The sequence below is a fragment of the Micromonospora sp. WMMD975 genome, from assembly GCF_029581215.1.
GTDB lineage: Bacteria > Actinomycetota > Actinomycetes > Mycobacteriales > Micromonosporaceae > Micromonospora.
In genome coordinates this window covers 455413-467908 of the sequence record NZ_CP120739.1, presented here as the reverse complement: position 1 = coordinate 467908, position 12496 = coordinate 455413, and the positions used below count along the sequence as shown (strand labels likewise).

The following is a 12496-nucleotide window of genomic DNA, read 5'->3' as shown; positions in this document are numbered from 1 at the left end:
CGATCACTCGTCCGCGCCGGCCAGCAGGTCGTTGCGGCGCGCGGTCAGGGCCGGCAGGTCGACGGAGACCTTCCACGGCCGCTCGGTGACGAACAGGTCCTCGGTGTGGGTCACCTGCTCATACTCGCGGGCGGCGCCGCCGAGCGTGTATTCGGTGAGCGCGATCCGCTCGTGCGTCGGGTCCACCACCCAGTAGGTCTGGACGCCGGCGCGTGCGTAAACGTTCGCCTTGTCGTACAGGTCGCCGAAGTGCCATCCGGTCGGAACGACCTCGACGGCGAGCACCACGTCCTCGACCGGCAGCGGGCTCCGGTCGGCGTTCCCCCGGACGACCGCTACCACGTCCGGCCGGGGCTCGTTCCGGTGGTCGACCCGCATCGACAGGTCGATCCCGACCTGGAACTCCTTCGGGCAGTTCACACGAAGTGCGAGCAGCAATTCGACGCACATGTCCTGGTGCAGCAGAGTGGGCGACGGCACGATCAACCTTCCGTTGATCAGTTCGTACGGAAGGTCCTTGGGCAGGTCGCCCAGGTCGTCGACCGTCCACTCGGGCCGCTCCGGCAGGATCGGGGCCACGGTCATCGACATCTCCTTCCAAGGGGTGACATCACCCTAGGAGAAGATGGCGTCGCCCACCGTCACCGACACGCCTCAGCGCGGGCCCTTGTCGCCGCCCTTGCCGAGCTTGTTGAAGTCGATCTTTGGCAGCTTGAAGCCCGGGGGCAGGCCCTGGCCGCCGGCCAGGTCGCCCGGGTCCAGGCCCGGCGGGAGCTGCGGCATGCCGCCGGGGAAGCCGGCCGCCGCGCCGGCCCCGGTACGCGGCCGGTTGCCGCCCTTCGTGCCCTTGCGCTTGTTCTTCGGCGACTTGGTCGCCTTGCGCCGGCCGCCGCCGGGCAGGCCCATCATGCCGCCCATCTGCTTCATCATCTTCTGCGCGTCGGCGAAGCGGTTGAGCAGTTGGTTGACGTCCATCACGGTGACGCCGGAACCGTTGGCGATGCGGGCCCGCCGCGACCCGTTGATGATCTTGGGGTTGGTGCGCTCGGTCGGGGTCATCGACCTGATGATCGCGGTGACCCGGTCGAAGTGCTTGTCGTCAAGCTCGGCGATCTGGTCCTTCATCTGCCCCATGCCGGGCATCATGGCCAGCACGTTGGCGATCGGGCCCATCCGTCGGACCGCGATGAGCTGATCGAGGAAGTCCTCAAGCGTGAAGGTCTCCCCGCCCATCAGCTTGGCGGTCATCTTCTCCTTCTGATCGGAGTCGAAGGCCGCCTCGGCCTGCTCGATCAGCGTGAGGACGTCGCCCATGCCGAGGATCCGGCTGGCCATCCGGTCGGGGTGGAAGACGTCGAAGTCCTCCAGCTTCTCGCCAGTGGAGGCGAACAGGATCGGCTGGCCGGTGACCTCCCGGACCGACAGCGCCGCGCCACCGCGGGCGTCGCCGTCGAGCTTGGAGAGGACCACGCCGGTGATGCCGACGCCGTCGCGGAACGCCTCGGCGGTGCGGACCGCGTCCTGGCCGACCATCGCGTCGATGACGAAGATGACCTCGTCGGGCTGGACCGCGTCGCGGATGTTCGCGGCCTGCTGCATCATCTCGGCGTCGATGCCGAGCCGGCCGGCGGTGTCCACGATGACGATGTCGCGGGCGGCCCGGCGGGCGTGCTCGATCGAGTCGCGGGCGACCTGCACCGGGTCGCCGACGCCGTTGCCGGGCGCCGGGGCGTACACCTCGACCCCGGCCCGGCCACCGAGCACCTGGAGCTGCCCGACGGCGTTGGGACGCTGGAGGTCGGCGGCGACAAGCAGCGGCTGGTGCCCCTGCCCCTTGAGGAAGCGGGCCAGCTTGCCAGCGAGGGTCGTCTTGCCGGAACCCTGGAGGCCGGCCAGCATGATCACCGTTGGCGGGTTCTTGGCGAACTGGAGCCGCCGGCCCTCGCCACCGAGGACGTTGATCAGCTCCTCGTTGACGATCTTGACGATCTGCTGGGCCGGGTTGAGCGCCTGGGAGACCTCGGACCCGCGGGCCCGCTCCTTCACCGCCGTGATGAAGCCCTTGACCACCGGCAGGGCGACATCGGCCTCCAGCAGCGCCATCCGGATCTCGCGCGCGGTGGCGTCGATGTCGGCGTCGGTGAGCCGGCCCTTGCCACGGAGCTTGGTGAAGATCCCGGACAGGCGGTCACTCAAGGTGTCAAACACGCGAACATCCCGTTTGTCGTCATCGGCGGGCACAGCGGCCGGGCCGGCTGTCCAGCCCACCGTTAGGGTAGCCCGCCGCCTCCCGCTCCGCTCCGACCCGGCCGGCTGTCAGGAGACGACCAGGCCCGACTGGTACGCGAAGACCACGAGCTGGGCCCGGTCCCGCGCGCCAAGCTTGACCATGGCCCGACTGACGTGGGTACGCGCGGTGGCCGGACTTACCACCAGCCGGCCGGCGATCTCGGCGTTGCTCAACCCCTCCCCGACCAGCCCCACCACCTCACGTTCCCGGTCGGTGAGCGCGCCGAGCCGGGGATGCGGGCGCGGCACCCGGGCCGGCCGGGTGGCGAACTCCCGGACCACCCGGCGGGTCACCGACGGGGACAGCAGCGCCTCCCCCTCGGCGACCAGGCGGATCGCCCGCAGCAACTCGACCGGGCGGGTGTCCTTGGTGAGAAAACCGCTCGCCCCGTGCCGGAGCGCGTCGAAGACGTACTCGTCCAGCTCGAACGTGGTCAGCACCACCACCCGGGTGCCGGCCAGCGCCGGGTCGCCGACGATGCGGCGGGTGGCCTCGATGCCGTCGACACCGGGCATCCGCACGTCCATCAGCACCACGTCCGGGCGTTCCCGGCGGGCCAGCGCCACGGCGGCCAGCCCGTCGGCGGCCTCCCCGACGACGGTCAGGTCGTCCTCGCTGTCCACCAGGGCCCGCAGCCCGATCCGGACCAGGTCCTGGTCGTCGGCGAGCAGCACGCGGATCATGCGACCTCCTGGGTGGGCAACGTGGCGTACACCCGGAAACCGGCGGGCGCGGCCGGCCCGGCGCTGAACGTACCGCCGAGCGCGGTGACCCGCTCGCGCATGCCGGCCAGGCCGAAGCCGCCGGTCCGGCCCGGCCCGGTCGCCGGCCCCCGGCCGGTGTCGGTGACCTCGACGGTCAGCTCGCCCGGCGCGTATCCGACGCGAACCGTCGCGGTGGCCGGCCCGGCATGTCGCAGCACGTTCGTCAGCGCCTCCTGCGCCACCCGGTACGCGGCCAGGTCCACCGCCACCGGCAGCGGGCGCGGCGCCCCGGTCGTCTCGACGGTGACCGGCACCCCGGCGCCGGCCAGCCGCTCGCGCAGCTGCGGGAGCTGGCCCAGGCCCGGCACCGGCGCGCGCTCGTCGGCGGGCTCCTCGCGGCGGACCACGGTCAGCGTGACCCGCAGCTCGTCCAGCGCCTCCTTGCTGGTCCGGCTGATCGCGGTGAGCGCCACCTCGGCCTGCTCGGGCCGGCGGGCCAGCAGGTGCAGCGCCACCTCGGCCTGAAGGTGGATCGCGGCGAGCCCGTGACCTACCACGTCGTGCACCTCCCGGGCCACCCGCAGCCGCTCCGCGTCGGCCAGCCGCCGGGCCTCGTCGGTCCGGCTCCGGGCGGCGGCCTCCCGACTCAGCCGCACGGTGACCCCGACCGCGAACGGCACCACCACCCAGGCGGCCACCGGCATGAGACCGACCGGGCCGGGCGGACGCACACCGACGAGGACGTACGCCAGCAGCGCCGCCAGCACGACCGCGCCGGCCACCGCCGCGACCCGCACCGGCCGGTGCGCGGCCACCGTGTAGACCGCGACGAGGAACGCCAGCAGGATCGGACCGTACGGCTGGCCGAGCATCAGGTACGCGGTGGTCACGGCGGCGACCACGGCCAGGGTGGGCAGCGGCCACCGCCGGCGCACCGTCACCGCGAGCGCCGCCACCACGACCGGCGGGTAGGCAGCGGGACCGGCGTGCACGCCCTGGTTCTCCCCGGCCGGCGCGGTGCCGGCCAGCCCGATCGCCAGCAGGGCCAGGCCGAGCAGTCCGTCGAGGAGCCACCGCTGCCGGTCACCGCGCCCGCGATCCACGTCCACGCCCCCGTCCCGGCCCGACCGTCCCGCCGCGTCCACCCTGGCAGGTTCACGCCCGAGGATCCCGCCGCCGGGCCGCCGGCGCGTCGGCCCGGCGGCGGTTCCCGGGGTACGTCAGCGGGCGTACCGCACGCCGTGGATGTTAAGCGGGGGCCCCGCCTCTACCGGAGGCGTTAAGCGGGGGCCCCGCCTTACACGGCGGCGAGGACGGCGGCCTCGACGCGGGCGCGTTGCTCGTCGGGGGGCCAGCCGCCGATGAGGTAGAACGCGTCGACGACGTCCCCGCCCAGGGTGGAGATCCGGGCGGCGCGCACCTGGGCGCCGGCCTCGTCGAGCGCGCACGCGACCCGGTACAGCAGGCCGGCCGCGTCGGCGGCGCGCAACTCCAGCAGCACCGCGTCGGTGGCCGCCTCGCGGTGCCAGACGACGCGGGGCGCGGCGCCCCGGCTCCGGGCCGCGAGCGCCCGGCCGCGCAGCCGCTGGATGACCGAGACGTCGCCGGCCACCGCGCGGCGCAGGTCGGCGCTGAGCGCGATCGGGTCCGGGGCCAGCCCGTAACGCGGCTGCACCCGGCACTCGACCAGGGCCCGCCCGTCCACCGTGGCGGCATCCGCGGAGATCACCTCCAGCCGGTGCAACGCCAGGCACCCGGCCACCGTGGCGAGCAGCCCACGCCGGTCGGCGGCGGCCACCGACACCCGGTCCTCCGCCAGGTGTACGACCGGCAGCGGCCCGGCGACGAGCGCCGGGTCGGGGGCGGGCGGGGCGGGCACCACGCCGGTGTCGAGCGTGGTGCGCACCCGGGACACCAGCTCGGCGACCAGCCGGCCCTTCCAACCCGACCAGGCGGCCGGGCCGGTGGCGGCGGCGTCCGCCCGGACCAGGGCGTGCAGCAGTTCCAGGGTGGTGGTGTCGCCGACCCGTTCGGCGACACCGGCGATCGTCTTCGGATCGGACAGGTCCCGCCGGGTGGCCACGTCGGGCAGCAGCAGGTGCAGCCGGACCAGCGCGCCGATCAGCGCCACCTCGGCCGGCGGCAGCCCGATCCGGGCGGCCACCGCCTCGGCCAGCGGGGCCCCGACGGTCGAGTGGTCCCCGGGCAGTCCCTTGCCGATGTCGTGCAGGAACGCGCCGAGCAGCAGCAGGTCCGGTCGCTCCACGTCCCGGGTGTGCCGGCTCGCCTCGTACGCGGTCTGCACCAGGTGCCGGTCCAGGGTGAACCGGTGCACCGGGTTGTGCTGGGGCAGGCTGCGCAGTCGGGTCCACTCGGGCAGCCAGCCGTCGATCAGCCCGTACCTGTCGCAGGTCTCCCAGGCCGGCACCAGACCGGGACCGGCGCCGAGCAGGGTGATCAGCGCGGCCCGGGCGGCCGGCGGCCAGGGCGCGGGCAGCGGCGGACAGTAGGCGGCCAGCCACTCGCAGGTGGCGCGCGCGATGGGCAGCCGGGTGGTGGCCGCCGCGGCGGCGACCCGCAGGGACAGGCTCGGGTCGGGTCGGGCCCCGATCGCGGTCCGGGCGAGCACCAGCTCGCCGTCCTGCTCGACGACGTCGCGGGCGACCGGGCGACGCAGCGGCCGGCCGGGGGCGGCGCGGTGCCGGCCGGAGCGGATCCGGTCGGCGGCCCGCCAGGCGTCGTCGAGGGCGTGGCGGACCGTACGCGCGTCCCCGGCCACCAGTCGCAGCAGCGCGTCCCCCTCGGCCGGCGGGGCGGCGTCGCCGGGGCCGGCCCCGTTGCTGCCCGGCCCGGCGTCGGGCACGGCGGCGTCGGCCACGGCGCCGTTGGGCACGGCGAGCGGGGGTTGTCGCAGCCCGAGCAGGGCGGCCACGCCGTCGCGTTCCTGGGCGACCAGGCGGTCGACCCGGCGGCCCACCTGCTGGTGCAGGGCGTCGCGGGTGTCCAGCAGGCGCCGGTGCGCGGCGTGGACGGCCGGCCGGAGCGCGTCCGTGACGCCGGCGGTGGCGATGGCCCGCAGGATGCCGACGTCGCGCAGCCCGCCGGCGGCCTCCTTGAGGTCGCCCTCCAGCAGGAAGGCCAGTTCGCCGTGGGCCTCCCAGCGGGCCGTGGTGATCTCGCGGAGCCCGGGTAGCTGGCGGATCGCGGTGCGCCGCCAGTGGTCGGTGGCGGTGCGGGCGAGTTGGTCGGTCAGGGCCGGGTCGCCTGCCACGTGCCGCGCGTCGAGCAGGCCCAGCGCGACCTTCACGTCGTCCTGGGCCACCGACAGCGCCTCGGCGACGGTCCGCACCGAGTGGTCGAGCCGCAGCCCGGCGTCCCAGATCGGATACCAGAGCGAGGCGGCCAACTCGTCGATGCCCGGCACTCCGGCGTGCAGCAGCACCAGGTCGAGGTCGCCGTAGGGGGCGCACTCGCGGCGGCCCAGCCCGCCCACCGCGACGAGCGCCACGCCGGCCCGGCCCGGGAAGATCCGACGCAGCCAGGCGTCGAACGCGTCGGCCCGGGCGGACCGGGCCGCCTGACCGACGCCTCCGGGGACGCCGACGACCTCGTTGACCGCGGACACGCCGCCCCCACCGGGGCCGGTTGCCGTGGTCAACGAGGTCACGTCGGCGAATTCCGTGCTCAGAGGGCGTCGAGCCCGCGCTCGCCGGTGCGTACCCGGACGACCTCCTCGACGCCCGTCACCCAGACCTTGCCGTCGCCGATCTTGCCGGTCCGGGCGGCGCCGACGATCGCGTCGACAATCTTGTCCACGTCGATCTCATCGGTGAGCACCTCGACCCGGATCTTGGGCAGGAACTCCACCGTGTACTCGGCACCCCGATAGACCTCGGTGTGCCCCTTCTGCCGGCCGTAGCCCTGAACCTCGCTGACGGTCAGCCCGGCCACGCCGAGCGCGTGCAGGGCCTCCTTCACCGCGTCCAGCTGGTACGGCTTGATGACCGCGGTCACCAGCTTCATGTCCAACCCCTCCATCCCTGGAACGTTAACCGGCGACCTTCTCGCTGACCGGCGCGGACTCGTCCGCCTCGTCGGCGGACTCCGAGGTCGGCCTGGTGCCGCCGAGCCCGGCCATGGCGAACGCGCCACCGGCGCTGCTGCCCGTGGTGGGCGACAGGTCGTAGCCGCTCTCCGCGTGCTCCGCGACGTCGATGCCCTCCACCTCGGCCTCGGCGGAGACCCGGAAGCCGATCGTCTTGTCGATCACGAAGCCGAGGGCGTACGCGATCACGAAGGAGTAGACGGTCACGATCAGCGCGCCCAGGAACTGCTTGCCGAGCAGCGAGGCGTTGCCGCCGACGAGCAGGCCGTCGGAGGTCACCAGCTCGCTCACCGAGGCGGTGCCGAACAGGCCGATCCAGAGACAGCCGATCCAGCCACCGACGAAGTGCACGCCGACCACGTCGAGCGAGTCGTCGTAGCCGAGCCGGTACTTCAGCCCGACCGCGACGGCGCAGACCGCGCCGGCCACCAGACCCAGCAGCACCGAGGCGGCGGGGGTGATGAACGCACAGGCCGGGGTGATCGCGACCAGACCGGCGACCGCGCCGGACGAGGCGCCCACCAGGGTCGGCTTACGGTCCCGCAGCCACTCCACCACGATCCAGCCGAGGAGCGCGCCGGCGGTGGCCACCTGGGTGTTGACGAAGGCCAACGCGGTGACCCCGTCGGCGGTCAACTCCGAGCCGGCGTTGAAGCCGAACCAGCCGAACCAGAGCAGACCGGCGCCGAGGGCGACCATCGGGACGTTGTGCGGCTTCATGCTCTCCCGTGGCCAGCCGACCCGCCGGCCGAGCACGAGCACCAGCGCCAGCGCGGCGGCGCCCGCGTTGATGTGCACCGCGGTCCCACCGGCGAAGTCCAGCGCGCCGATGTCGCCGCCGATCAGCCCACCGCCCCAGACCATGTGGGCGACCGGGAAGTAGACCAGGGTGGCCCAGCCGAAGGCGAACAGCAGCCAGCCGGCGAACTTCGCCCGGTCGGACAGCGCCCCGCTGATCAGGGCCACGGTGATGACGGCGAACATCATCTGGAAGGTGATGAAGACGTAGAGCGGGATACCGGTCTCGCCCCACATGTCGCTCTCGCCGACGAACGTCTTGGTGCCCAGGTATTGGCCCAGGTCACCCCAGAACTTGCCGCCCTCGCCGAAGGCGACGGTGAAACCGTAGAACAACCACAGGATGCTGATGAGCCCGATGGACGAGAAGCTCATCATCATCATGTTCAGAACGCCCTTGGACCGGTTCAGGCCGCCGTAGAACAGCGCGAGACCGGGGGTCATGAGCAGCACGAGCGCAGTTGAAACAAGCAGCCAGGCAGTGTTCCCGGTATCGATCTCCACGCTGCCTCCTCTCGGTGTCGTATTCCTCCCTCCGACTGAGTCCTGGCAGCATCGCCCGTCAGCCGGTTGCGCGGAAGCTTGGTCGGCCGCTGTTTCCGGCACCGACACCGCTCGATTTCCGACACGTGACGGGTTGTTTCCGGCGTGTGAAGAACGTGGATCTTGCTCAGCGCAGCGCGTGCTCGAGGTGGTGACGTTCGTAGTCGAGCAGGCGCAGGTCCCGGATCGGCCGGCGGAGGTGGCCCTTGTGCACGATCCGGACGAACGCCGGCTCACCCGCGGCGGCCATCCGCCGGATGCCCTCGACGTGGTCGACGATGCGCTTGCGGATGGTGCGGATGAGCCGGTGCCGGTCCCGCGGGATCAACCCGTACGCGTCGGCGAACAGGCGCAGCCGGCGCGGCCGGTCGGGGTGTTTCCAACCGAGCGTGATCGAGTCCCGGTCCGAGAAGATCGGCACCCAGGTCCACGCCGCGTACGCCACGTCGTAGATCCGGGCGCCGGGCGAGGCGAGGTCGAAGTCGATCAGCCCGAGCGTGCCGTCGGGCCGCCAGATCACGTTGTGCGGCGCGGCGTCGTGGTGGCAGATGACCTCGGTGTCCGGTGGGGGCGGCCCGAACGAGCGCCAGACCGCGCCGGGCGGCGGCGTGAAACCGTACTGGGCGTCGTGGAACATCCGCAGCATGGTGGCCACGGTGACCAGGGCCTCGTCGGTCACCCAGTGCGGGGCCAACGGATATTCCCCGCACTCCCCTTCCAGGTAGGACAGGACCTCCCGGTTGCGCTCGTCCATGCCGAGCGCGCGCGGGGCGCCGGTGAAGCCGACGTATTCCAGGTGGCGCAGCAGGGCGTGCACCGAGGGCGTCCACGGGCCGGCGTTGCGCCGGACCGTGTCGCCCACCCGCACCACGGTGCTGACGTTCCCGCCGTGCAGCGGGATCTCCTGCGAAGTCACGTACGGTCTCCCGAGGCGCGGCGCCGGGTGGTCGGGGTCGCGCCACCCCGCGTAGGCGCGATCGTCGTTCGTCACGGGAGAGGCTACGCGTCCCGGCCGAGCGGCTCGGTCCCGAGCAGCGCGTCGACGAACTGCGCCGGGTCGAACGGGGCCAGGTCGTCCTTGCCCTCGCCGAGGCCGACCAGCTTCACCGGGATGCCGAGCTTGCGCTGCACGGCGATCACGATGCCGCCCTTGGCCGTCCCGTCGAGCTTGGTCAACACCACGCCTGTGACGTTCACCGCCTCGGTGAAGACCCGCGCCTGCTCCAGCCCGTTCTGGCCGGTGGTGGCGTCGAGGATCAGCAGCGTCTCGTCGATCGGGCCGTGCTTCTCCACCACCCGCTTGACCTTGCCCAACTCGTCCATCAGGCCGACCTTGTTCTGGAGCCGGCCGGCGGTGTCGATGAGCACGGTGTCGACGCCGGTGTCGATGCCGCGCCGGACCGCGTCGAACGCGACGCTTGCCGGGTCGGCGGCCTCCGGCCCGCGGACCGTCTCCGCGCCCACCCGGCCGCCCCACGTCTCCAGTTGGTCGGCGGCGGCGGCCCGGAACGTGTCGGCCGCGCCGAGCAGCACGCTCCGGCCGTCCGCGACCAGCACCCGGGCGATCTTGCCGCAGGTGGTGGTCTTGCCGGCGCCGTTGACGCCGACCACGAGCACCACGGCCGGGACGCCGTCGGTCGGGGTGGTCCGCAGCGACCGGTCCAGGCTCGGGTCGAGCGCGTTGACCAGCTCGGTGGCGAGCAGCGTCCGCAGTTCGTCGCCGGTGCGGGTGCCGAGCACCCGGGTCCGCTCCCGCAGCCGGTCGACGATCTCCCGGGTGGAGTCGATGCCGACGTCGGCGGTGATCAGGCTGTCCTCGATCTCCTCCCAGGTGTCCTCGTCGAGCCGGTCCCGGCTGAGCAGGCCGAGCAGGCCCTTGCCGAAGGCGTTCTGGGAGCGGGACAGCCGGGAGCGCAGCCGGACCAGGCGGCCGGCGGTGGGCTCGGGCACCTCCAGTGGCGGCGCCTCGACCGGCGGCGCCTCGACCACCACGCCGGTGCTCAGGTCCGCCTCCGGGGCCTCCACCGGCGGGCCGGCCAGATCCTCCTCGGTGCGGGTGTCGACCTCCGTGCGCGGCAGCGGCGGCTCCGGGCGCCGGCGCAGCCGGGGCACCACGAGGCTCAGGCCGCCGATGATGAGCACGCCGAGCAGGGCGAGGGCGACGAGGAGGTATTCCTTCATGCCCGAAATCCTGTCAGATGCCGGCGACGGCGTCCCACTCACCGCCTCGGCACGCGAACAACCTGCGGGTACGCTCGCTGCTGGACGGCGTACCGCAACCGCCGGCCGGGGTAGGAAGTGACCGAAACGATCTTGTCGGAGGTAGCCTCGTGCCCGGTTCCCGCCTGCTCATCGGCCCGCTGCTGCGTCGGGTCGTCGACACGCGGGCGACGATCTGGGTGGAGACGAGCGCGCCCGCGGTGGTCACCGTCCGCACGGCCGACGGCGCGGGCGGCAGCGCGCCCACCTTCTCCGCGTACGACCACCACTACGCGCTCGTGGTGGTGACCGGGCTCACCCCGGACGCCGCCACCCGCTACGAGGTGCTGGTCGACGACGAGGTGGCCTGGCCACTGCCGGACAGCGACTTCCCGCCCAGCGTGATCCGCACCCGCGCGGCCGACGACGCCGACCAGCCGGTGAACCTGGTCTTCGGCTCCTGCCGGGAGACCACCCAGCACTCCACCGCGCGCAAGCTGCCGCCGGACGCGCTCGACGCGTACGCCCGGCGGGTGATGGCCGCACCCGAGGAGGTCGCGCTGCCCGACCTGCTGGTGCTGCTCGGCGACCAGGTCTACGCCGACGAGACCTCGCCGACGGTGCGCAAGCTGCTGAAGCGACGCCGGCGGCGACCGAAGGACGCCCCGGCGACCCAGGTGGTGAGCTTCGACGAGTACACGAAGCTCTACCTGGAGTCCTGGCGCGATCCGGAGATCCGCTGGCTGCTCTCCACCGTGCCGAGCGTGATGATCTTCGACGACCACGAGGTCATCGACGACTGGAACACCTCGCAGTCGTGGCGGGCGGACATGCGTGAGCAGCCGTGGTGGGCCGAGCGGATCCGCAGCGGCCTCGCCTCCTACTGGGTGTACCAGCACCTGGGCAACCTGAGCCCGGACGAGATCGCCGCCGACCCGGTGTACGCGAAGGTGACGGCCGCCGAGGACGCCACCGGCGTGCTGCACGAGTTCGGTGAGCGGGTGGACACCGAGGCCGACCTGGCGCACGACACCGAGCGCTGGCGGGCCGTGCAGTACCAGTGGAGCTACGCGCTGGACCTGGGGCGGACCCGCCTGGTCATGCTGGACAACCGGTCCAGCCGGGTGCTGCTGCCGGGCCACCGGGCGATGCTGCCGCCGGGCGAGTGGTCCTGGTTCCTGGACCAGGCGCACGGCGCCTACGACCACCTGGTGGTGGGCACCTCGCTGCCGTGGCTGATGCCGCCGGGCATCCACCACGTGGAGGCGTGGAACGAGCGCCTGGCCGACTCCGACCGGCCCTGGGTGGCCGGGCTGGCCGAGCGGTTGCGCCGCGCCCTGGACCTGGAGCACTGGGCGGCGTTCCGGCGCTCCTTCGACGCGCTCGGCGAACTGTTCGCCCGGCTGGGCAGCGGCGGCGCGGCGCGCACCGGCGCCCGGGTGGGCGCCGGGCCGGCGTATCCGCGCCCGGCGTCGATCAGCGTGCTCTCCGGCGACGTGCACCACTCGTACGTGGCCCGGGCCCGGTTCGCCGACCGGGGTGTCCGCACGCCCGTGCATCAGCTCACCTGCTCGCCGATCCACAACCAGGTGCCGGCCGCGATCCGTCCGCTGATGACGCTCGGCTGGAACCCGGGTCCGGCCGGCGCGACCCGGGCGCTGGCCCGGTCGGCCGGCGTACGCCGGCCGCTGGTGCGGTGGCGGAAGCTGGCCGGTCCCTACTTCGGCAACGCGGTGGCCACGCTCACCCACCGGGGCCGGTCGGCCGCCGTGGTGATCGAGGGCACCACGAGCGGGGGCGAGCTGCGGCCGGTGGCGCGCCAGCAGCTCACCGACGGAGAATGACTATCCTCGGTCC

The 12496-nt window shown here is 73.3% G+C and carries 10 protein-coding genes; 1 reads left to right on the top strand and 9 read right to left on the bottom strand.

All coding sequences use genetic code 11. The features are described 5' to 3' along the window. Positions 1 to 3: 3 nt before the first annotated feature. The 9 genes from O7613_RS02165 to ftsY form a co-directional block, all read right to left on the bottom strand. On the bottom strand, positions 4 to 585 hold the full coding sequence (locus tag O7613_RS02165; protein WP_282291771.1) for a Uma2 family endonuclease: 582 nt from the start codon (positions 583 to 585) through the stop codon (positions 4 to 6). Between the two features lie 69 nt (positions 586 to 654). Beyond that, on the bottom strand, positions 655 to 2208 hold the full coding sequence (gene ffh / locus O7613_RS02160) for a signal recognition particle protein (protein ID WP_282291769.1): 1554 nt from the start codon (positions 2206 to 2208) through the stop codon (positions 655 to 657). 108 nt (positions 2209 to 2316) lie between these two features. Continuing rightward, positions 2317 to 2973, bottom strand: coding sequence for a response regulator transcription factor (locus tag O7613_RS02155; protein ID WP_282291767.1), 657 nt, complete (start codon positions 2971 to 2973; stop codon positions 2317 to 2319). After that, positions 2970 to 4103, bottom strand: coding sequence for a sensor histidine kinase (locus O7613_RS02150; protein WP_282291765.1), 1134 nt, complete (start codon positions 4101 to 4103; stop codon positions 2970 to 2972). Before O7613_RS02150 ends, O7613_RS02155 begins: the two co-directional genes overlap by 4 nt. Before the next feature lie 188 nt (positions 4104 to 4291). Beyond that, complete coding sequence (locus O7613_RS02145; RefSeq protein ID WP_282291764.1) at positions 4292 to 6661, bottom strand: [protein-PII] uridylyltransferase; 2370 nt, start codon at positions 6659 to 6661, stop codon at positions 4292 to 4294. A gap of 17 nt (positions 6662 to 6678) precedes the next feature. After that, entirely contained in the window at positions 6679 to 7017 is a 339-nt protein-coding gene (locus tag O7613_RS02140; protein WP_174537509.1) for a P-II family nitrogen regulator, read from the bottom strand. A 25-nt stretch (positions 7018 to 7042) separates the two neighbouring features. After that, entirely contained in the window at positions 7043 to 8401 is a 1359-nt protein-coding gene (locus tag O7613_RS02135; protein WP_282291763.1) for an ammonium transporter, read from the bottom strand. Between the two features lie 166 nt (positions 8402 to 8567). Further along, on the bottom strand, positions 8568 to 9431 hold the full coding sequence (locus O7613_RS02130) for an aminoglycoside phosphotransferase family protein (protein ID WP_281584466.1): 864 nt from the start codon (positions 9429 to 9431) through the stop codon (positions 8568 to 8570). A gap of 8 nt (positions 9432 to 9439) precedes the next feature. Further along, a complete protein-coding gene (gene ftsY / locus O7613_RS02125) occupies positions 9440 to 10621 on the bottom strand; it encodes a signal recognition particle-docking protein FtsY (RefSeq protein ID WP_282291761.1) in 1182 nt (393 codons plus the stop codon). Between the two features lie 149 nt (positions 10622 to 10770). Here ftsY and O7613_RS02120 point away from each other — a divergent pair, with 149 nt between their 5' ends. Next, the gene (locus tag O7613_RS02120) at positions 10771 to 12483 is read left to right on the top strand and encodes an alkaline phosphatase D family protein (RefSeq protein ID WP_282291759.1); all 1713 of its coding nucleotides are present in this window, start codon (positions 10771 to 10773) and stop codon (positions 12481 to 12483) included. Positions 12484 to 12496: the final 13 nt, after the last annotated feature.

Excerpts from the sequence above, each read along its gene's own strand:
- O7613_RS02165 (WP_282291771.1), bottom strand. The coding sequence starts at position 585 with ATGACCGTGGCCCCGATCCTGCCGGAGCGGCCCGAGTGGACGGTCGAC.
- O7613_RS02155 (WP_282291767.1), bottom strand. The coding sequence starts at position 2,973 with ATGATCCGCGTGCTGCTCGCCGACGACCAGGACCTGGTCCGGATCGGG.
- O7613_RS02140 (WP_174537509.1), bottom strand. The coding sequence starts at position 7,017 with ATGAAGCTGGTGACCGCGGTCATCAAGCCGTACCAGCTGGACGCGGTG.
- ftsY (WP_282291761.1), bottom strand. The coding sequence starts at position 10,621 with ATGAAGGAATACCTCCTCGTCGCCCTCGCCCTGCTCGGCGTGCTCATC.